The organism is Idiomarina tyrosinivorans (assembly GCF_003987475.1).
Classification (GTDB): Bacteria; Pseudomonadota; Gammaproteobacteria; order Enterobacterales; family Alteromonadaceae; genus Idiomarina; species Idiomarina tyrosinivorans.
The window spans coordinates 66,035-86,346 of sequence record NZ_PIQH01000003.1; the positions used below are offsets into that span (position 1 = coordinate 66,035).

Consider the following 20,312-nt stretch of genomic DNA (forward strand, 5'->3'; position numbering starts at 1 on the left):
TGGTCTCCTATGACTTAGGCAAAGTCGCCAAATGCGTATTGAATGGCGGTTATTGCCGCCAGCGCTGCTGTTTCTGTACGAAGAATACGTGGGCCCAAGCGGATGGGTTCAAACCCTTGCGTTTGGGTATCGGCAATTTCCGTGTCGGTGAGGCCGCCCTCGGGGCCAATAACTAACTGTACACCCGCTTTTGCTTGTTGCTGGTAGCTAATGAGTTGCCGTTCGGCAGTTGGATCTAACGTCAGGCGCAAGCCATTAAATTCGGTTGCCATAAATTCAGCCAGGCTCTGCGGCGGATTGACAGTAGGAATGGTTGCTCGACCACACTGCTCACAGGCAGAAATGACGATTTTTTGCCACTGCCGGAGCTTCTTTGCTAACCGCTCACCACTCAGTTTGACGCCACACCGCTCGGTAAACAGTGGGGTAATTTGCTGCACCCCGAGTTCGACTGACTTCTGCAACGCAAAATCCATGCGGTCTCCACGCGAGATGCCTTGGCCCAAATGAATGCTCACCGGGGATTCATTGTTGAGCGTCTCAGCATCAGTAATGTTGACTTCGACATGGCGCTTGTCGACACGGATAATGGTCGCGGCATAGTCTTTTCCGTTACCATTAAATAGTACCAGCGGACTTGATTCACCCAAGCGCAACACGCGTGCCACGTGTTGAACGGCGTCATCGGTTAGCGCAATGGACGCGCCAAGGCTGATTGCTTCGGGGTGATAAATTCTCGGAATACGCATCGCCGTTGCGGCTCTCAATTGCGGTCACTGGTGGGCTTTAGCTTAGCAAACCGCGGCCTCTAAAAAAACTCCTTGACGAATTTTTCAACTAGGTCTATTTGATATCATATTGATATCACATGAGGAAGAATCAATGAACCAATATGAAGCGAATACCTACTCTGGCTATATGGCGTTAGTGGTGTTTCCGTTACTGATTATTATGAGCTTATTGGGCGCAGCGTTATTGCCCGTAGCTGCGGTTAAACTGGTGTTACTGGTGGTGGCGGCTATTAGTGCGTTCTGCTTAATCGGCTTTTTTATGGTGAACCCCAACGAAGGACGGGTAATTCAGTTATTCGGCGACTATCGTGGCACCGCCACCGTCACCGGTTTACGCTGGGCTAATCCACTTTTTACCAAACGCCGGGTATCGTTGCGAGTGCGTAACTTCGAAAGCGGGCGACTAAAAGTGAACGATTTCGATGGCAACCCGATTGAGATTGCTGCGGTTATCGTTTGGAAGGTCGTCGATAGTGCCGAGGCAGTGTTTGAAGTGGATGACTACGAGTCGTTTGTTGCTATTCAAAGTGAAGCGGCTTTACGTAATTTGGCAACAAGCTATCCCTACGACGGCAACGGTGAAACTATCGCGTTGCGCTCTCACGCTAACGAAATCTCTGACAAGCTAAAAGACGAAGTCCAAGGTCGGTTGGCAAAAGCCGGGGTGGAAGTTTTGGAAGCGCGTATTTCCCACTTGGCTTATGCCGCGGAAATTGCGGGCGCAATGTTACAGCGGCAGCAAGCATCTGCGATTGTGGCGGCGCGGGCGAAAATCGTTGAAGGTGCGGTGGGAATGGTAGAGTCAGCGCTGCAATCGTTAGCAGAAAAGCACGTGGTGGAACTTGATCCAGAGCGGCGAGCGGCTATGGTAAGTAATCTGCTAGTGGTATTGTGCGGAGACCAAAAACCGCAAGCGGTCATTAATACTGGTTCGCTTTATCAATAACCTAACCCAATAGAGTTATGCATGGCGAAAAAGAAAGCGTACCCACTGCGGATTAATGCTGAGGTGCTTGAATCTGTTCAGCGTTGGGCGGATGATGAGCTTCGAAGTGTGAACGCACAGATTGAATATGTGCTTCGCGATGCCCTGAGGCGTCACGGCCGGTTACCCAAAACGGTCGAACCCTCTCATCCGTCAGCCGCGAAGCCTAACGCAGATCAAGGAGACATCGAGTGAAGTTCGGCAACCTACTCTTATTGGCGAGCGCTTGGCTATGCTTAAGCGTTTCCGCGCAGGCAGAAGACCAACACAGTTATGCCAACCTAACCCAAGTGAGCACGCCGCACCTGGCGTTAGATATTAATGTGGACTTTGCCAAACAGGTGATCAGCGGTACGGCAACCTATCAACTGCAATGGAAAGACCCAACTGCCGACGCCATTCATATGGATACCCGTGAGTTAACCATTAAGGATGCGCAAGTGTGGCTGAACGACCATTGGCAAGGCACTACCTTTACCCTCGCGGAGGCAAATCCGGTACTCGGTAGTGAGCTGACTGTGGCACTGCCAAAAGGTGCCGAAAAGCTCAAGTTGCAGTATCAAACAGCGCCTACGGCGAGCGGATTGCAATGGCTAACACCCGCACAAACTGCGGGCAAGAAAAATCCATTTATGTTCAGCCAGTCTCAACCGATTCATGCGCGTAGCTGGATTCCTATTCAAGATACCCCAGCATTGCGATTAACGTATGACGCCCACGTAACCACGCGGGATGATTTGTTAGTGCTGATGAGTGCGTCTAACGACGGTGCCGCGGAAGTGGATGGGGATTACCAGTTTGAAATGCCGCAGCCGATTCCGCCGTACCTGATTGCAATTGCCGCGGGCGACATGAAGTTCAAAGCCATTGATAACAAGGTCGGCGTTTACGCAGAGCCTGGCATGGTAGACGATGCTGCTTGGGAATTTGCCGATACCCCGAAGATGATCGATGCCGCAGAGTCGTTATATGGACCGTACCGTTGGGGCCGTTATGACTTATTGATCTTACCGCCAAGCTTTCCGTTCGGTGGTATGGAAAATCCACGGTTGAGTTTCATTACGCCGACGGTGGTTGCTGGAGACCGCTCGCTGGTGAATCTGATTGCCCATGAATTGGCGCATTCATGGTCAGGTAACCTGGTAACCAATGCGAGCTGGCGCGATCTATGGCTGAATGAAGGCTTCACCAGCTATGTGGAGAACCGCATTATGGAAGCGCTGTACGGTAAGCGCCGTGCGGTCATGGAGCAAGTTTTAGGTTATCAAGACTTGCAACGCGATATGGCCAGCCTCCCAGCAGAAGATACGGTGTTGAACATTGAGTTGGGCCAGCGCAATCCTGACGACGTTTTCTCGAACGTACCGTACGTAAAAGGGCAGCTATTCCTGATGTATTTAGAGGATAAGTTTGGCCGTGCCACGTTCGACAAATTCTTGCGTAACTATTTTGACAGTTTCGCGTTCCAAAGCATTACCACGCAACAGTTCCAAGACTTCTTAGCGCGTGAGCTGTTAAACAAGCATCCGGGCAAAGTGAGCATGGCTAAGGTAAACCAGTGGTTGCATGAGCCGGGATTACCAGAGGACGCGCCGCACCCTACTTCGGACGTGTTTGATAAAGTCGCGCAACAACAGCGAGCGTGGCTGAAAGGCGCGAGTTTAAACACCGCCGATTGGACCACGCACGAATGGCTGTACTTTATCAACACCTTGCCGCAAGACCTTTCAACCGACAATATGCGCCGCTTGGATGACAAGTTTGCCCTCACTGAGAGCAAAAATGCAGAAATCGCACATGCGTGGTTATTGCTTGGAATTAAAAAAGGTTATGAGCCAGTTAAGACAAGATTACGTAGTTACCTGCAGCACATTGGGCGCAACAAATTAGTTGTTCCGCTTTATCAGGCGTTAGCGCAAACGCCTGATAACTTGAAGCTTGCACGGCAGATCTACGCGCAGGCGAAAGCGGGCTATCATCCGCTGACCCAGCACAAAGTGGAAGCAGTGCTACACGCGAAACCATAAAATCGCAACGGACTTTTAGACGTCCAGAAGTAGAAATGGCGCGCACTTTTCGGTAAAGTACGCGCCATTAGCACGTTAAGTTGCATTGTTTAAGGATTACAGCATTATGCCACGTCACTTGTTTACCTCTGAATCGGTGTCAGAAGGACACCCGGACAAAATTGCCGACCAAATTTCTGATGCAGTATTGGACGCGATTCTCAGCCAAGACCCGAAAGCGCGGGTAGCCTGTGAAACCTACGTAAAAACCGGAATGGTGTTAGTCGGCGGTGAAATCTCGACGCACGCGTGGGTGGACATTGAAGAGTTGACCCGCCAGACCATCAAGGATGTCGGCTATACCCACTCAGATATGGGGTTCGATGGTAGCTCTTGTGCAGTGTTAAATGCCATCGGTAAGCAAAGTGGTGACATTAACCAAGGGGTTGATCGCGAACATCCTGAACAACAGGGCGCCGGTGACCAAGGTTTAATGTTTGGCTATGCCTCGAACGAAACCGATGTGCTGATGCCAGCGCCGATTACCTACGCCCACCGTGTGGTACAACGCCAATCGCAAGTGCGGAAAGACGGCACCTTAGCGTGGTTAAGACCTGATGCCAAAAGCCAATTAACCTTCGTTTATGAAGACGGTAAACCGGTAGCAATTGATACCGTGGTGTTATCCACCCAACATGCCGAAGACATTACCCAAGAGCAGTTGAAAGAAGCGGTAATGGAAGAAATTTTGAAGCCAGTCTTGCCACAAGAATGGCTGAGCAAAAATACCCAATTTCATATCAACCCAACAGGACGCTTTGTGATTGGCGGGCCGATGGGTGATTGCGGCCTAACGGGGCGAAAGATTATTGTCGACACTTATGGTGGGATGGCACGCCACGGTGGCGGTGCGTTCTCTGGTAAAGATCCATCAAAGGTTGACCGCAGTGCGGCTTATGCGGCGCGATATGTCGCTAAAAACCTTGTCGCGGCTGGCTTAGCAGAACGCTGTGAAATCCAAGTGTCGTATGCCATTGGCGTGGCTGAACCGACCTCGATTAGCATCGAAACCTTTGGTACCAGCCGCTACAGCGAAGAGCAGCTGATTGCTCTGGTGCGTCAGCATTTTGATTTACGCCCTTACGGTTTAATTCAAATGCTCGATTTGGAACGCCCCATCTATCAACAGACGGCAGCCTACGGCCACTTTGGCCGCGAGCAATTGCCGTGGGAGCAGACCGACAAAGCTGAGGCATTAAAAGCCAATATTTAACCGCTTAAATTTGCTTGTAACCCCCGAATTGTGGAGAATACGCGCTTTCAGTGCTGGTTTCTTAACGTCGGGGGTTTTTCATGTCTGAACGCCAACAATTGGCCAACGCCATTCGCGCACTCAGTATGGATGCAGTGCAAAAAGCAAACTCGGGTCACCCGGGTGCACCAATGGGAATGGCGGATATCGCCGAAGTGCTTTGGCGCGATTATCTAAAACATAATCCAAACAACCCGAATTGGGCCGACCGTGATCGCTTCGTGCTGTCTAATGGCCATGGCTCTATGTTGATCTATTCGTTGCTACACTTGAGCGGTTACGACGTCAGCATCGACGATATCAAGCAATTCCGACAGTTACATTCGAAAACCCCAGGCCATCCAGAATATGGTTACACCCCTGGAGTAGAAACCACCACCGGACCGCTGGGTCAGGGCATCAGTAATGCGGTGGGCATGGCGTTAGCAGAAAAAATACTCGCCGCCCAATTTAACCGCCCAAACCACGACATTGTTGACCACTATACCTACACCTTCTTGGGCGATGGTTGCTTGATGGAAGGTATTTCCCATGAAGCGTGCTCGTTAGCAGGCACGTTGGGGCTGGGTAAATTGATCGCGTTCTACGATGACAACGGTATTTCGATTGACGGCGAAGTTGAGGGGTGGTTCACCGACGATACCCGTAAGCGTTTTGAATCTTATGGTTGGCAAGTGATTGGTCAAATCGACGGCCACGATGCACAAGCCATTACCGATGCGATTGAACAAGCGCGCGCCAATACCGAACAACCGACACTGATTATTTGCAAAACCGTTATCGGTTTTGGTTCGCCGAATAAACAAGGCAAAGAGAGCTGCCATGGCGCGCCTCTTGGAGACGACGAAATTACGCTCACGCGTGAAAAACTTGGGTGGAATTACGGTCCATTTGAAGTGCCAGATGCAATCTATCAGCAATGGTCAGCGGTCGATAAAGGTGCGGCGGTAGAAGCGTCTTGGAATAAACGCTTTGTTGCCTACGAGCAAGAGCACCCAACCTTAGCGAAAGAATTAAAACGCCGTTTAAATGGCGAGTTACCGGCAGATTTTGAACAGAAAGCGCAGGCTTACATTGCCGAATGCCAAGCCAATGCTGAAGCTATCGCTACCCGTAAAGCCTCACAAAATACCTTAAACGTATTCGGTGGGTTACTGCCTGAACTGCTGGGCGGCTCTGCTGACTTGGCGGGTTCAAACCTAACCTTATGGAAAGGCGCCAAGGGTGTGAGCAAAGAAGACGCTAGCGGCAATTATGTCTATTACGGCGTGCGCGAATTTGGTATGTCAGCAATGATGAATGGCATTACTTTGCACGGCGGCTTTAAAGCCTATGGTGCGACCTTCCTGATGTTTATGGAGTATGCCCGTAACGCTGTGCGCATGGCTGCGCTGATGAAGCAGCCAAGCATCTTTGTTTACACTCACGACTCGATTGGTTTAGGCGAAGATGGTCCGACTCACCAACCGGTCGAACAACTGGCTAATTTGCGCACAACGCCGAATATGAACACATGGCGCCCTTGTGACGCAGTGGAAACAGCGGCAGCGTGGCTAGCCGCAGTAAAACGTAACGACGGGCCATCGGCGTTAGTATTTTCTCGCCAGGGTATGCCATTACAAAGCCGCAACGCAGAGCAACAACAGAACATTAGTCGCGGCGGTTACGTGCTAACAGACTGCCAAGGTACCCCAGAGGTTATCTTGCTAGCGACAGGTTCGGAAGTACAGTTAGCGGTTGCAGCGGCACAACAATTGACCAAACAAGGCAAAAACGTTCGCGTGGTGTCTATGCCATCGACCGAAGTCTTCGATAGCCAAGATAGCGCATACAAAGCGCAAGTGTTGCCTGCAGAGGTCACCGCGCGCGTTGCGGTAGAAGCTGGTATCGCTGACTTCTGGTACAAATATGTGGGCCTTAATGGAGAAATCGTAGGTATGCGTAGCTTCGGCGAATCAGCGCCTGCGGCGGACCTGTTCAAACATTTCAATATTACCACCGAAGCCGTGGTAGAGGCCGCAACCAAGGCAATGGAGCGGAGCTAATGGCGAACTATCGGGTCGCGATTAATGGCTTTGGCCGAATTGGTCGCAGCGTATTGCGCGCGGTGTTCGAGCGCAAGCTAGAGAGCGACTTCGAGATCGTGGCGATTAATGAACCCGCCGCTAACGCCGAGGCCATGGCGCACCTGCTGAAATACGACTCCAGCCATGGCCGCTTTGCGTTTCCGGTCAGTCAGCAACCTGGCGAGTTACAGGTGGCACAACAATGCATCCAGTTGTTTCACGAAACTGAATTGCGCGCTGTCGATTGGCAGCGTCTAGCGCTCGATTTAGTCATTGATTGTACCGGGGTGTTCGGCAGTAAAGCGGATGGCGAGGCCTACCAAGCACTGGGCGTTCCGAAGGTATTATTTTCGCACCCCGGACAGGCGGACGTAGATTTCACTGCGATCTATGGCATTAACCATGATCAGCTAACCGATCAGCACCGCATTGTCTCGAACGGTTCCTGCACGACTAATTGCATTGTGCCGGTCATTGATGTGCTGGATAACGCGTTCGGTATTGAAAGTGGTGCCATTACCACTATTCATTCGGCGATGCACGATCAACAAGTGATCGATGCCTACCATCCTGACCTGCGCCGCACGCGCGCCGCTGGACGGTCTATTATTCCGGTGGACACTCGTTTAGCGCGGGGAATAGAACGGATACTGCCGCACTTAGCCGGACGCTTTGAAGCGATCGCCGTGCGGGTACCCACCACCAATGTCACCGCCATGGATCTCAGTGTGACGCTGCAAGCTGATGTCACTATTGATGCGGTGAACCGCACCTTGCAGGCGGCTAGCCAAGGTTCATTGGCGGGCTTACTGGATTATACCGAAGAGCCGTTGGTGTCGATTGATTTTAACCATGACCCTCATTCATCCATTGTTGATGGTACCCAAACCCGCGTGAGTCATAAGCGCTTAGTCAAGCTACTGGTTTGGTGTGACAACGAATGGGGCTTTGCTAACCGACTGTTAGATACCGCCGCGGTGATGGTTAACGGTAACGCTTTTAACGATTAAGGGGATAAACATGTCAGTCATTACTTTGTCTGATTTAGACCTTCAGGATTTGCGGGTATTAATTCGCGAAGACCTGAATGTGCCGATTAAAGACGGCAAAGTCACCTCGGATGCGCGCTTGAAAGCGGCTATTCCGACCATTGAAGAAGCCTTAAAGCAAGGTGGAAAGGTGATGGTAATGTCGCATTTAGGGCGCCCAACCGAAGGCGAATACGATGCACAATTCTCGTTGCAGCCGGTGGTGGATTACCTTAACCAAGCGCTGGATGTGCCGGTACGCTTGGTAACCGATTATCTCGACGGTGTCGAGGTTAATGCTAACGAAGTGGTGGTGTTCGAAAATGTCCGCTTTAACGTCGGCGAGAAAAAAGACGACGAAAGCCTAGCGAAAAAGCTAGCCGCACTTTGTGATGTATTTGTGATGGACGCCTTTGGTACCGCACACCGGGCCCAAGCATCGACCCACGGAGTGGCAAAGTATGCACCGGTTGCTTGTGCAGGACCGTTGTTGGCGGCAGAGCTAGACGCACTTGGAAAAGCATTGCAGCAGCCAAAACGACCGTTAGTGGCGATTGTTGGGGGTTCTAAAGTGTCGACTAAGTTGACCGTGCTGGAGTCTTTGTCGCAAGTGGTTGATCAGTTGATTGTGGGCGGCGGCATTGCCAATACTTTCGTTGCAGCGCAAGGTCACAATGTGGGTAAGTCGCTTTACGAAGCCGATTTAACGGACGAAGCCTCGCGCTTAATGGCCGCGGCAAAAGCCAAAGGCGGCGATATTCCGATTCCAGTAGACGTGGTAACGGGGAAAGCATTCAGTGAAGACGCTAAAGCTGAAACCAAAGCGGTTGACGCAGTGGCCGATGACGATATGATTTTTGATATTGGTCCTGAAACGGCTAAGCAACTCGCAGAATTATTAAAAAGTGCTGGTACGATTGTTTGGAATGGCCCGGTTGGGGTATTCGAATTCGACCAGTTTGGGCATGGCACAGAAGCGTTAGCGAATGCCATTGCCGATAGCGATGCGTTTTCTATCGCGGGTGGCGGCGATACGCTGGCAGCCATTGATAAGTACGGGATCGCTGATAAAATCAGTTATATTTCAACGGGCGGTGGCGCATTTTTGGAGTTCTTGGAAGGTAAGAAGCTCCCGGCGGTCGCAGTTTTAGAAGCGCGGGCAGAAAACGGTTAAGCCCCCACAAACATTCAAGGAGCACTCAATATGGCCCTGATTTCTTTACGACAGTTGCTCGACCATGCAGCTGAAAACGATTACGGCGTGCCAGCATTTAACGTCAACAACCTAGAACAAATGCGCGCCATTATGCAGGCCGCAGACAAAACCAATAGCCCGGTGATTGTGCAAGCCTCTGCTGGCGCACGTAAATACGCTGGCGCTCCATTCTTACGCCATCTTATTGAGTCGGCGATTGAAGAATGGCCGCATATTCCGGTTGTTGTGCATCAAGATCACGGTACCTCACCAGCAGTATGTCAGCGCTCTATTCAGTTGGGCTTCAGCTCAGTAATGATGGATGGCTCGCTAAAAGAAGACGGCAAGACGCCGGCGGATTACGATTATAACGTGCGCGTAACTCAGCAAACCGTTGCTATGGCTCATGCCTGCGGGGTTTCTGTAGAAGGTGAGTTGGGTTGTTTAGGTTCGTTAGAAACCGGTGAAGCGGGCGAAGAAGATGGTGTTGGTGCTGAGGGCAAACTGAGCCATGACCAACTTCTGACTGACCCGGAAGAGGCTGCGCAGTTTGTTGCAGCAACCCAGGTTGATGCCTTGGCTATTGCTTGTGGTACATCGCATGGTGCGTACAAATTTACCCGTCCACCAACAGGCGACATTCTTTCGATTGACCGGATCAAAGAAATTCACCGCCGCATTCCAAATACCCATTTGGTCATGCACGGCTCTTCTTCGGTTCCGCAAGAGTGGTTGAAAATCATCAATGAGTTCGGTGGCGAAATCCCTGAAACTTATGGTGTACCTGTTGAACAAATCCAAGAAGGGATCAAAAACGGTGTGCGTAAGGTCAACATCGATACCGACCTGCGTTTAGCTTCAACCGGTGCGATTCGTCGTCATTTGGCGGAAAACACCAGCAACTTTGACCCGCGTAAATATTTGCAAGCTGCAACGGACGCAATGCAAGCGATTTGCGAACATCGTTATCAAGCGTTTGGCTGTGAAGGTCAAGCGAGCAAAATCCAACCGATTAACTTGGAAAAAATGTTCCAACGTTATGAAAAAGGCGAATTAGATGCGGTGATTAAGTAATCACTAGAAGGCGCGACATTTCACGGCAAATGCCGCGTTCTAACGCGCTTAAACGGGCTTTTAACGTAAATTTTTTTTCTAACGTTAGTCGCTTTTGTTATAGTAACGGCTGAAAACTCAGTCGGTTAGATGTTTAGAAGAGAGGAATCCGTGCGATTTAATTGGATTTTAGCAAGCTTGTTGGCAGTCGGTTCGACTACCGTAAATGCTCAAACCTTTATGTTTGACGATGTGGACGATATGGATACGTCTACCGTTGAAGAGTGGCAGGCAAGTGCGGAACTCGGTGCGTTGTTTACCTCGGGTAACACAGAGACTCAGACCCTTAAAGGAAAATTGAACGTCTCAAAAGATTTCGAGAATTGGCGTCACAAGGGCGTACTCGACTACTACCGCTCAGAGCAAACAGACCCAGACACTAATGAAACCACTACAACGGCGGACCGTTTATTCGTTTCTGGGCAAAGCAACTATAAATTCGACCCGAAAAGTAAATCGTCATTGTTCTTGTTCGGCTCATACGAAGAAGACAAGTTCAGCGGTTATGCCTACCAAAGCACTGTCGCTGTCGGTTATGGTGCTCGCTATCGTTACAACGAGAAAGTCTATGCGGACTACGAAATCGGTCCGGGTTATTCGTGGAAGCAAGAAATTGTTGATGACGTCGAACAACCGACAGATACCTCGGCAATCTTACGTTTAGCCGGTAACGTTGTTTGGGATATTACCAAGAACTCACGTTTTACCGCATTGCTAGCATCTGAAGTGGGTGAAGAGAACACCAAAACCCGTGGTGAGGTCTCGATCTCGGCCAACATTAATAGTTCACTGGCGATGAAGTTCTCCATTGGAGCTACGCACAACACCAAGGTGGCTGACGAAACAATAGAAAACTTAGATACCGAAACCGCCATCACGCTGGTTTACACCTTCTAAGCAAAAAGTTACCAGCAAAAGCCCGCAGCCGCGGGCTTTTTTGTGCCTGCCAGTTCTTTACTGCGACTTATGGCTTGGGCTCGCGGCATCGTCAGGGTTGGGGTTGCTTGTTCTCTACCACGGCGATGAGCTTGGGTGGGTCGGCATCGTGAGGGGCTGGAGAGCGCTTGGTGTGTAGGCGCTTGTTAGAGTCATTGCACGGCACCCCGCCGGTTCACGAAGCTGGGGAAAAAGCCGCTCGAGCTCATCCATGAGGCGCTTAGTCTCCGGCCGTCCATGGCCGGAGATACTTTTTCCCCAGCTTCGCGCCCCAACGTTGTGCATTAAATGTAGGTGAAGTCGCGCCTACACCCCAAGCTAAGGGCTACGGAGAAGCGATGCCGAAGCCACACCGAGCGCGCCGTGGCAGAGAACAACCAACCCCAAGCAGACTGTCCGAAACTAACCGATAAAGACTGATGCTTCTTTACTGCGGCTTTCCGCGATGGAGGACGGCATCGCTTCTCCGCACCTATTTGGCTCGGGGTGTGGGCGCGTTTTCCTCGATATTGATGGGCGTCTCGTTGGGGCGCGGGGGCTCCGGTAAAATGCATCTCTGGCCAGGGAGGGCCAGAGACTGAGCGGCCATGGATCGCTCGAGCGTCTTTTTACCGGAGACACCGTGAACCGGCGGGACGCTGAGCACCAATCACCCCAGCGCCCAGACCCCGAGCCTTCCCCCAACCCTGACGATGCCGCGAGCCCAAGCCATAAGCCGCTGTAAAGAATTGGTTCTGCGGCAGCCTTATGGTTCGCCTTCGAGTTTCCGGCGTAAGTGTACGGGTTGTTTGGCGCGTTTCTTTCTGACTTTCAGGTTGAGGAGTTCTACGCCTAATGAGAAAGCCATGGCGAAGTAGATATAGCCTTTCGGTACATGGAAGTTTAAGCCTTCGCCGACCAAGGCCATGCCTATTAGAATGAGAAAGCTGAGTGCCAGCATTTTGATGGTTGGATGTTGGTCGACAAATTGGCCGATACTTTTGGCGGCGAATAGCATCACTCCCACGGATAGCACCACGGCAATCACCATTACACTTAAGTGCTCGGCCAGACCAACGGCGGTAATAACTGAGTCTAGGGAGAAGACGATGTCTAATATGGCTATTTGGATAATAATTGCCATAAATGATGCAGCGACTTTGCGGGCAACATGCTCTTCTTCGCCTTCTAACGAGTGGTGAATTTCCAGAGTGCTTTTACCGAGCAGGAATAGGCCACCAAAAAATAGGATAAGGTCGCGACCAGAAATGGCTTGGTTTAACACGTCAAACAATGGCTCAGTAAGGGTCATTACCCAAGTTATCGAGAACAATAACAGAATCCTAGTACCCATAGCTAAAAGCAAACCTAAGCGCCGCGCGCTGTCGCGCTGCGCTTCTGGTAACCGCCCAACCAGTATTGAAATGAAGATGATGTTATCAATGCCGAGCACTATTTCTAATGCCGTCAAAGTGGCTAGGGCGACCCATGCTTCGGGCATAATGATCCAGTCAAACATAATGATTTCCTTGGTTTTTCATCGTCTATTGTGATGATAAGTCACAGTTAAGTTGGCTGATATTGTTCGTGCTACTAGTCTGTATGGAAAGTGTGGAAAACACAACATTGGCGACTGTCATCAAACTGTAACATTAGCGTTGTAATGTTTCTGTCATGTTTTTGTAATATTCGCGGCGGGCAAATATCGCAGAAAGCTTTGCATCAGCGTTGCTTTTCGCTACCATTCGCTTCGCTAATTTTAGCCAGAAACCATAAGGTTATGCTTATGTCAGCTAACTCATTCTTAGGGGTATTTGCAAAATCTCCTATTAAACCCATGATCAATCATATTGAACTGGTTCATGACTGTGCCATGGGGCTGAAAGATTTTTTTGCAGCGGTTTATAAAGCCGATTGGGCAGCCGCAGAAATTGCGCGCAAAACTATAGTGACGAAAGAAAAACAAGCTGACGAATTGAAGCGTGAAATTCGCCTTAACCTGCCCGGCGGTTTGTTCATGCCTGTTGAGCGTACCGACTTATTGGAGTTGGTATCGCAACAAGATCGCATAGCAAATAAGGCCAAAGACATTTCAGGTTTGATCACCGGTCGTGAGCTTGTTATTCCAGCCGCTTTAGTCGAATCGTTTGATGCCTACCTAAACCGTTGTTTGGACGCTGCAAGTAAAGCGCGTGACACCATTTCTGAATTTGACGATTTATTAGAAACTGGCTTTAAAGGTCGCGAGCGTGATTTGGTGAACGGCATGATTGCTGAATTAGACCAAATTGAAGAAGATACCGACCAACTGCAAATTCAGTTGCGCCGCGACTTCCGTAAAATTGAAAGTGAAATGAGCGCGTTGGATGCGATGTTCTTATACCGCATTCTGGATTGGGTGGGTGACCTTGCCGACCTCTCTGAGCGTGTTGGTTCGCGCTTTGAACTAATGCTAGCACGCGTATAACCGGAGGCGACGATGGATATCATTTCTACTTATGGCATGATTCTGATTGCCATGGCGGCCATTTTTGGCTTCTTTATGGCTTGGGGTATTGGTGCTAACGACGTTGCAAACGCGATGGGAACCTCCGTCGGCTCAAAGGCGTTGACTATTAAGCAAGCAATTATCATAGCAGCAATTTTCGAGTTCGCTGGAGCCTATTTGGCGGGCGGTGAAGTCACCGCAACTATCCGTAAAGGCATTATCGATTCGGCGTACTTTATCGATTCTCCAGATTTACTGGTGTTCGGTATGATTGCCTCACTGCTAGCGGCGGGCTTTTGGCTGCTAATCGCATCTTATTTAGGCTGGCCGGTTTCAACCACGCACTCCATTGTCGGTGCTATTGTGGGGTTCGCTGCGGTCGGTGTAAGTGTAGAATCCGTTGCTTGGAGTAAAGTGATTGGTATAGTCGGCAGTTGGATTGTCACCCCGGCGATCTCAGGCTTTTTTGCCTACCTGATTTTTATGAGCGCGCAAAAGTTGATTTTTGACCAAGCTGACCCGTTGAAAAAGGCCAAGCGTTATGTGCCATTCTATATGGCATTGGCGGGCTTTGTATTGTCATTGGTTACCATTCAAAAAGGCTTGAAACACGTGGGTTTAAACCTAGCAACCAACGACGGCATTTTGTTGGCTGTTGGCATTGCTATAGTGGTGTTCTTTATTGGTAAGTTTGCGATATCTCGTCTCAAATTCAATGAAGAAGCTAACCGCCAGATGCATTACGCCAACGTCGAAAAGGTGTTTGCGGTACTCATGGTTGTGACGGCTTGCTGTATGGCTTTTGCCCACGGTTCAAACGACGTGGCAAACGCCATTGGTCCGGTAGCCGCGATTGTTAGCGTTGTTAGCAGCGGTGGTGAGATTGGTAGCAAAGCACAGCTAGCTTGGTGGATATTGCCATTAGGCGGTGTGGGTATTGTTGCGGGCTTAGCGATTTTCGGTAAGCGTGTAATCGCCACTATCGGTAAAGGTATCACTCACTTAACCCCAAGCCGTGGTTTTGCTGCTGAGCTAGCGGCGGCTGCAACGGTCGTACTAGCCTCTGGCACAGGTCTGCCAATTTCAACCACGCAAACCCTCGTCGGTGCGGTGTTGGGGGTAGGCATGGCACGTGGTATTGCTGCGTTAAACCTAGGTGTGGTGCGAAATATCGTTGTTTCATGGGTCGTGACCCTGCCAGCAGGTGCGATCATGTCGATTATTTTCTTCTACATCATCAAAGCAGCCTTCGGCGCCTAAGCCAAAGCTGCTGTGAAGAAGCCCGCTTAACCGCGGGCTTTTTTGTGCCTGAACAAAGCCCACCAAAAAAATTTACTTTCTTTCAAACTTTTTTCTGCCCATCATCGACTCTGTACACAAATCCATGGAGATGATGACTTGTGTTAGCCGCGACTGATGAACATTTAGTCCAGAAGGCCTTAAGCGGAAATAAGAATGCTTGGCTGAAACTGGTAAAGCGCTACGAAAAGCTGGTGTACCACTATGCCTTTCGAATGGTGTCGAACCGCGAGGACGCATTGGACCTATTACAAGATACCTTTATTTCGGTATTTCGTAACCTTGCCTCTTGGCGCCAAGATGCCAGTTTTAAAACCTGGTTGTTGACCATTGCTCACCACCGTTGTGTGGAGTTTTATCGGCGCAAGAAAGATTTCAGCAACGTCGATGAACAAACCGAGGCCGCGTCTGAGGACGAATGGCACGATCCGGAAATGAGTACACATCGGCAGCAACAGGGGCAGCAGTTAACTCAAGCGATGCAGTTATTGCCTTTAGAACAACGTACGGTGGTTGAGTTGAAGTTTTATCAGCACTTAACCCTAGGCGAAATCGCCGACCAGCTCGGCATATCAACGAATACGGTGAAATCGCGGCTTTATACCGCGGTGGCGAAGTTACAGCAGCATGTGGAGGTAAGCCATGCGTGATTTACAGCAACAATTTGATGATTGGCTTGAGGGCCGGTTGGATGATGCGCAAGCGCGCCATCTACACCAACAATTGCTGCAACATGAGCCGGAACTGGCAGAAATGATGGAAAACATGAGCGCGCTACAACAACACGCGGACGCTTATGCAGAGACCGAAGTGCCGGCTTGGAATCGTGAAGCGACTTTCCAACAGCATTATGTGCAGCGCACTGAGCCGCTGCTTAGCAAGTGGTTCAGCTTATGGTTACCGGCGGGCTCTATGGCTTTTTCGGTATTAGCACTGGCATTGGTGTTATTGAACGTGCAGGTCAGCAATACCGCAGAAGGTTGGCAGGTAGCCTTCGGTGGTGGCGGTAATGAGCTTAGGCCTCAGGCTATACAGCAGCAGATAGACCAGGCGGTCGCTGCACGCTTAGCGAAATTTGAGGACAGCCAGGATGCCAAGCTGCAGCAATACGCCAGCAACTTAAAGCAAGACTTTACTGACAGCCTGAAAGCTTCGACCACCCAGTTGGCGAGTTACGTGTTAGCAACCAGCCGCCAAGAACGGCGAGAAGATTTCAGTGACTTTATTCAATATGTAAACGAGCAGCGTGAAGACGACCAAGTGTTTTACGCCAACCTCATTAAACAGTTTCAAGAAGACGTGGCGGACCAGACTAGCTATCGCTCGCAGGCGCCCGTTTCAAAGTTAACCCCGAAGGAGTAATACCATGAACACGACTCGCATTGCCTCAGCATTTATCGCGCTTGGCTTAGCCAGTGTTTTGACCACCGCTGCTTGTGCAACAACAGAGGCTCCGGCTACTCCGGCGCCGACTGCGGCACCGCAACCGGCTGCCCAAGCCGATGGCCCTTATGCACAGTTGCGTCAGCAATTGGACATTATGACCAGTATTTTTAATACCTCGCTGAAACACGGCGACGCGAAAATCCGCTTTTCGCCCCTGACATACACGTACTTGCGTGACCAAGGCGTAGTATTCCGTACTCGCAGCCGCAATGTGTTTTACTTTCAATCGCCAGATGGACCTATGACTGTTGTGCCTCAGATTCCGCCCATGCCTACCGTTAATGGTGTAGACGTACAAGCGGCGGTAGAGCGCGGTATGGCAGAAGCTCAACAAGCCCTGCAAAACGTGCGGATTGAGTTTAATGGCGAAGACATGGATTTTGATTGGCACGAGCAGTCGGATGAAATCCGCGACTTAGCGGATGAGCAACGCGACATTGCTTGGGATATCCGTGACACCGAACGTGAGTTGCGCGATTTGGAATTCCAACAACGCAACGCGCCAAGCGATGAAAAAGATGCGTTAGCGAAAGAGCAGAAGCAACTGCAGGAGCAATTAGCTGAATTACGTAAACGGGAGCGTAACTACAAGCAGCAAATCGACACGTTGGTAGCCGAGCAGAAACGCCAAGCGGAACAGCTGAAGCAACAACGCCAACAGCAACGTGATGCGTCATTGCAACAGTTCGAGCAAACACTGGGCACAGTATTGTGCGATTACGGTGTGACCCTAAGAAATTTGCCGGACGATGAGAATGTGACGGTGATTTTGGAGAATTTTGGCTCACAAACACAACCGAATGCAGATCGTATCTATGTGTTTAACAAGAAAAAAATAAGTTCTTGTAAAGGAAATTCAGATTCGAGTGAACTGATCAGTGGGGCTGATGCGTATTATTTTTAACCAGTAATGAGTTTCCCCTGAAACGTTCATTGAGAGAAAGGTTGTAATTTGTTGTTCTCAAACTTTCACGCGCCTACCCTCTAGGCGCGTTTTTTTTGCCTGTGATCTTCGTAATTTTGGCCATTTTCCAGTACTATTTGCACACTTTTGAAAACGGCGCATGGTATGCGTTGTCGGCAACATAACTGAAACGGTGAAAGGGTGTAGAAAGGCCATGAGCGATAACGACAGCGGTTTAACCGTCAAAGATTTTTCGTTTGACCTTCCTGATGAATTGATTGCGCGCCACCCGCAGGCGCAGCGCAGTGCTAGCCGCTTGCTGCATGTGGATGCGCAACAGCAACAAATACATCACGGCCAGTTCACCGACATTGTTGATCATCTGCAAGCCGGTGACTTGCTGGTGTTTAACGATACCCGAGTGATTCCTGCGCGGCTACTCGGTGAAAAGACCAGCGGCGGAAAAGTTGAAGTTCTGGTAGAACGCATTCTCGATGAACATCGTGTACTGGCGCATATTGGTAGTAACCGCTCACCAAAGCCGGGTCAGCAGCTACTGCTAGAAGGTGCGGTTAAGGTAGAAATGGTAGAGCGCCATGATGCCCTGTTTGAACTGCGTTTTTTACACGATGAACCAGTACTTGAGTTGCTAGAGCGATACGGGCACATGCCTTTACCGCCCTATATCGACCGTCCTGACGAAGATAGCGATAAAGAGCGCTATCAAACGGTTTATGCCAGCAAGCCAGGCGCGGTTGCCGCACCAACAGCGGGGCTTCATTTCGACCAAGATATTTTGCAACGGCTACAGGATAAAGGGGTCGAGTTTGCCTATGTGACGTTGCACGTTGGTGCTGGGACGTTTCAGCCAGTAAGAGTAGAAAATATCAAAGACCACCACATGCATAGCGAATACGCGCAAGTACCAGAACAAACCGTAGAGGCAGTATTGCGCACCCGCGCCAACGGTGGTCGAGTAGTAGCTGTAGGAACGACATCAGTGCGCTCGTTAGAATCAGCAGCACAGGCGGCACAGCAACAAAACGAAGTGATAGCGCCGTTTTTTGCCGATACCGATATTTTTATTTATCCAGGCTATGAGTTCAAAGTAGTGGATGCGTTGGTGACCAACTTCCACTTGCCCGAGTCGACCCTCATTATGTTGGTGTCGGCGTTCTCAGGAAAGCCATTGATTATGAATGCGTACCAGCAAGCAATAGCTCAGCGTTACCGCTTTTTTAGCTACGGCGACGCGATGCTACTGACACGCTAAGCAAGGAGTGATGGTTGGCGATGAAATTTGAATTAGATAAAACTCAAGGCAAAGCGCGCCGTGGGCGTCTTATATTTGAGCGCGGCGTGGTGGAAACCCCGGCTTTTATGCCGGTGGGTACGGTTGGCACGGTAAAAGGCATGACGCCGGAAGAGGTTGCCGACACTGGCGCGCATATCTGTCTGGGAAATACCTTTCACTTAATGCTGCGGCCGGGTACTGGTGTTATTCAGCAACATGGTGACTTGCACGACTTCATGAATTGGCACAAACCGATTTTAACAGACTCTGGCGGTTTCCAAGTATTCAGTCTCGGTGAACTGCGCAAAATCACCGAAGAAGGCGTAACCTTCCGCTCGCCGATTAATGGTGAAAAGATCTTGTTAACACCAGAAAAATCCATGCAGGTACAGCGTGAGTTGGGTTCTGACATTGTCATGATCTTTGATGAGTGCACGCCTTACCCGGCGACCGAGCAACAAGCCAAGGACTCGATGGAGTTATCTCTACGTTGGGCTCAGCGCTCTAAAGATGGCCACGGTGATAACCCGGCGGCACTGTTCGGCATTATCCAAGGTGGAATGTACGAGCATTTGCGTGAACAGTCGCTGGCTGGGCTCGAGCAAATAGGCTTTGATGGCTATGCCATTGGCGGTTTATCGGTAGGGGAACCGAAGCCAGAAATGATGCGCATCCTCGACCATACCCCAGAGAAAATGCCAGCCGATAAACCCCGTTATTTAATGGGGGTCGGAAAACCAGAAGATCTCGTTGAAGCCGTCCGCCGTGGCGTCGATATGTTCGACTGCGTTATGCCAACCCGCAACGCACGCAATGGCCACCTGTTTATTAGTACTGGAGTGGTGAAAATTCGCAATGCCGTGCATCGTAACGATACGGGTCCATTGGATCCTGAGTGCGATTGCTACACGTGTAAAAATTATTCGCGCGCCTATTTGCACCATTTGGACAAGACCAACGAAATGTTGGGTGGGCGGTTAAATACGATTCATAACTTGCGCTTTTACCAAAAAGTCATGCAGGATATGCGAGAAGCACTAGAGCAAGAACGGTTTGACGAGTTTGTCGCAGAGTTCTATGCCAAACGCGACTTGCCGGTGCCTGAACTCGCGCAATAATAAGGACAACAAATGTCAGCGCAAGAAACGATAGAATTTACCATTGCTGAGGGGCCGACGTTACAACCGGAGCAGGCCAGTGTGGTATACGGTGGTAAGGTGGTATTCCTGAACACCGCAAACGCCGATGTCGAAGTGCATATAAATGGCTTTGATTCTGACCACAATGTGAATAAAAAAATTACGCCGGTTGGTAATGGCCAAAAGGTCGTAGTCCCTGTTGCTGAATTCGCCAAACGTGGTGAAACGGTCGCAGTCACCTACCAATTCAGCGTTATGGAACAAGGAGGCGAAGGTGATGGTGATTTAGGTGGTGGTAAAGTAAGCGGTGACATAGACGTTACCCCATAGC

19 protein-coding genes are annotated in these 20,312 nt (G+C 50.2%); 17 read left to right on the plus strand and 2 right to left on the minus strand.

Features of this window, described 5'->3' with window-relative positions; genetic code table 11:
* Positions 1–14 precede the first annotated feature (14 nt).
* On the minus strand, positions 15–749 hold the full coding sequence (locus CWI84_RS03705; RefSeq protein WP_126841235.1) for a 16S rRNA (uracil(1498)-N(3))-methyltransferase: 735 nt from the start codon (positions 747–749) through the stop codon (positions 15–17).
* 133 nt (positions 750–882) lie between these two features.
* Between CWI84_RS03705 and CWI84_RS03710 the strand changes: the two genes are divergently transcribed.
* From CWI84_RS03710 to CWI84_RS03750, 9 genes are all read left to right on the plus strand, one after another.
* A complete protein-coding gene (locus CWI84_RS03710; RefSeq protein WP_126841236.1) occupies positions 883–1,737 on the plus strand; it encodes an SPFH domain-containing protein in 855 nt (284 codons plus the stop codon).
* Between the two features lie 21 nt (positions 1,738–1,758).
* Positions 1,759–1,971 (plus strand): type II toxin-antitoxin system antitoxin, encoded by a 213-nt coding sequence (locus tag CWI84_RS03715; protein ID WP_126841237.1) that lies wholly within the window; start codon positions 1,759–1,761, stop codon positions 1,969–1,971.
* The gene (locus tag CWI84_RS03720) at positions 1,968–3,803 is read left to right on the plus strand and encodes a M1 family metallopeptidase (RefSeq protein WP_126841238.1); all 1,836 of its coding nucleotides are present in this window, start codon (positions 1,968–1,970) and stop codon (positions 3,801–3,803) included. The genes CWI84_RS03715 and CWI84_RS03720 overlap by 4 nt, the downstream gene beginning before the upstream one ends.
* A 106-nt stretch (positions 3,804–3,909) precedes the next feature.
* Positions 3,910–5,055, plus strand: coding sequence for a methionine adenosyltransferase (gene metK, locus CWI84_RS03725; RefSeq protein ID WP_126841239.1), 1,146 nt, complete (start codon positions 3,910–3,912; stop codon positions 5,053–5,055).
* Positions 5,056–5,135: 80 nt separating this feature from the next.
* A complete protein-coding gene (gene tkt, locus CWI84_RS03730) occupies positions 5,136–7,139 on the plus strand; it encodes a transketolase (protein WP_126841240.1) in 2,004 nt (667 codons plus the stop codon).
* On the plus strand, positions 7,139–8,170 hold the full coding sequence (gene epd, locus CWI84_RS03735) for an erythrose-4-phosphate dehydrogenase (RefSeq protein ID WP_126841241.1): 1,032 nt from the start codon (positions 7,139–7,141) through the stop codon (positions 8,168–8,170). Before tkt ends, epd begins: the two co-directional genes overlap by 1 nt.
* Before the next feature lie 10 nt (positions 8,171–8,180).
* Positions 8,181–9,362 carry a phosphoglycerate kinase gene (locus CWI84_RS03740; protein WP_126841242.1) on the plus strand — a complete coding sequence of 394 codons (1,182 nt, stop codon included), beginning with the start codon at positions 8,181–8,183 and terminating at the stop codon, positions 9,360–9,362.
* A 30-nt stretch (positions 9,363–9,392) separates the two neighbouring features.
* Positions 9,393–10,457: a class II fructose-bisphosphate aldolase gene (fba, locus tag CWI84_RS03745; protein WP_126841243.1), complete on the plus strand. Its 1,065-nt coding sequence runs from the start codon at positions 9,393–9,395 to the stop codon at positions 10,455–10,457.
* A gap of 150 nt (positions 10,458–10,607) precedes the next feature.
* On the plus strand, positions 10,608–11,393 hold the full coding sequence (locus CWI84_RS03750) for a DUF481 domain-containing protein (RefSeq protein WP_241968723.1): 786 nt from the start codon (positions 10,608–10,610) through the stop codon (positions 11,391–11,393).
* Between the two features lie 784 nt (positions 11,394–12,177).
* Here the strand turns inward: CWI84_RS03750 and CWI84_RS03755 are convergent.
* On the minus strand, positions 12,178–12,930 hold the full coding sequence (locus CWI84_RS03755) for a TerC family protein (RefSeq protein WP_126841244.1): 753 nt from the start codon (positions 12,928–12,930) through the stop codon (positions 12,178–12,180).
* Positions 12,931–13,197: 267 nt separating this feature from the next.
* On the opposite strand from CWI84_RS03755, the gene CWI84_RS03760 reads away from it, so the two are divergent.
* The 8 genes from CWI84_RS03760 to CWI84_RS03795 all read left to right on the plus strand — a co-directional run bounded on the left by CWI84_RS03760 (position 13,198) and on the right by CWI84_RS03795 (position 20,311).
* Positions 13,198–13,878, plus strand: coding sequence for a TIGR00153 family protein (locus CWI84_RS03760; protein WP_126841245.1), 681 nt, complete (start codon positions 13,198–13,200; stop codon positions 13,876–13,878).
* Between the two features lie 12 nt (positions 13,879–13,890).
* Positions 13,891–15,159 carry an inorganic phosphate transporter gene (locus CWI84_RS03765; RefSeq protein ID WP_126841246.1) on the plus strand — a complete coding sequence of 423 codons (1,269 nt, stop codon included), beginning with the start codon at positions 13,891–13,893 and terminating at the stop codon, positions 15,157–15,159.
* A 140-nt stretch (positions 15,160–15,299) separates the two neighbouring features.
* The gene (locus CWI84_RS03770; RefSeq protein ID WP_126841247.1) at positions 15,300–15,848 is read left to right on the plus strand and encodes an RNA polymerase sigma factor; all 549 of its coding nucleotides are present in this window, start codon (positions 15,300–15,302) and stop codon (positions 15,846–15,848) included.
* Positions 15,841–16,560, plus strand: a complete 720-nt coding sequence (locus CWI84_RS03775; protein WP_126841248.1) for a hypothetical protein — start codon at positions 15,841–15,843, stop codon at positions 16,558–16,560. The genes CWI84_RS03770 and CWI84_RS03775 overlap by 8 nt, the downstream gene beginning before the upstream one ends.
* A 4-nt stretch (positions 16,561–16,564) precedes the next feature.
* Positions 16,565–17,548: a hypothetical protein gene (locus CWI84_RS03780; protein ID WP_126841249.1), complete on the plus strand. Its 984-nt coding sequence runs from the start codon at positions 16,565–16,567 to the stop codon at positions 17,546–17,548.
* A 214-nt stretch (positions 17,549–17,762) separates the two neighbouring features.
* Positions 17,763–18,821 carry a tRNA preQ1(34) S-adenosylmethionine ribosyltransferase-isomerase QueA gene (gene queA / locus CWI84_RS03785; RefSeq protein ID WP_126841250.1) on the plus strand — a complete coding sequence of 353 codons (1,059 nt, stop codon included), beginning with the start codon at positions 17,763–17,765 and terminating at the stop codon, positions 18,819–18,821.
* A gap of 20 nt (positions 18,822–18,841) precedes the next feature.
* Positions 18,842–19,960 (plus strand): tRNA guanosine(34) transglycosylase Tgt, encoded by a 1,119-nt coding sequence (gene tgt, locus CWI84_RS03790; protein ID WP_126841251.1) that lies wholly within the window; start codon positions 18,842–18,844, stop codon positions 19,958–19,960.
* Positions 19,961–19,972: 12 nt separating this feature from the next.
* Positions 19,973–20,311 (plus strand): hypothetical protein, encoded by a 339-nt coding sequence (locus tag CWI84_RS03795; RefSeq protein WP_126841252.1) that lies wholly within the window; start codon positions 19,973–19,975, stop codon positions 20,309–20,311.
* Position 20,312 lies beyond the last annotated feature (1 nt).

Excerpts from the sequence above, each read along its gene's own strand:
- tkt (WP_126841240.1), top strand. The coding sequence starts at position 5,136 with ATGTCTGAACGCCAACAATTGGCCAACGCCATTCGCGCACTCAGTATG.
- fba (WP_126841243.1), top strand. The coding sequence starts at position 9,393 with ATGGCCCTGATTTCTTTACGACAGTTGCTCGACCATGCAGCTGAAAAC.
- CWI84_RS03705 (WP_126841235.1), bottom strand. The coding sequence starts at position 749 with ATGCGTATTCCGAGAATTTATCACCCCGAAGCAATCAGCCTTGGCGCG.
- CWI84_RS03780 (WP_126841249.1), top strand. The coding sequence starts at position 16,565 with ATGAACACGACTCGCATTGCCTCAGCATTTATCGCGCTTGGCTTAGCC.
- CWI84_RS03715 (WP_126841237.1), top strand. The coding sequence starts at position 1,759 with ATGGCGAAAAAGAAAGCGTACCCACTGCGGATTAATGCTGAGGTGCTT.
- tgt (WP_126841251.1), top strand. The coding sequence starts at position 18,842 with ATGAAATTTGAATTAGATAAAACTCAAGGCAAAGCGCGCCGTGGGCGT.
- CWI84_RS03710 (WP_126841236.1), top strand. The coding sequence starts at position 883 with ATGAACCAATATGAAGCGAATACCTACTCTGGCTATATGGCGTTAGTG.
- metK (WP_126841239.1), top strand. The coding sequence starts at position 3,910 with ATGCCACGTCACTTGTTTACCTCTGAATCGGTGTCAGAAGGACACCCG.
- CWI84_RS03740 (WP_126841242.1), top strand. The coding sequence starts at position 8,181 with ATGTCAGTCATTACTTTGTCTGATTTAGACCTTCAGGATTTGCGGGTA.
- CWI84_RS03775 (WP_126841248.1), top strand. The coding sequence starts at position 15,841 with ATGCGTGATTTACAGCAACAATTTGATGATTGGCTTGAGGGCCGGTTG.
- CWI84_RS03795 (WP_126841252.1), top strand. The coding sequence starts at position 19,973 with ATGTCAGCGCAAGAAACGATAGAATTTACCATTGCTGAGGGGCCGACG.
- queA (WP_126841250.1), top strand. The coding sequence starts at position 17,763 with ATGAGCGATAACGACAGCGGTTTAACCGTCAAAGATTTTTCGTTTGAC.
- epd (WP_126841241.1), top strand. The coding sequence starts at position 7,139 with ATGGCGAACTATCGGGTCGCGATTAATGGCTTTGGCCGAATTGGTCGC.
- CWI84_RS03755 (WP_126841244.1), bottom strand. The coding sequence starts at position 12,930 with ATGTTTGACTGGATCATTATGCCCGAAGCATGGGTCGCCCTAGCCACT.
- CWI84_RS03765 (WP_126841246.1), top strand. The coding sequence starts at position 13,891 with ATGGATATCATTTCTACTTATGGCATGATTCTGATTGCCATGGCGGCC.
- CWI84_RS03760 (WP_126841245.1), top strand. The coding sequence starts at position 13,198 with ATGTCAGCTAACTCATTCTTAGGGGTATTTGCAAAATCTCCTATTAAA.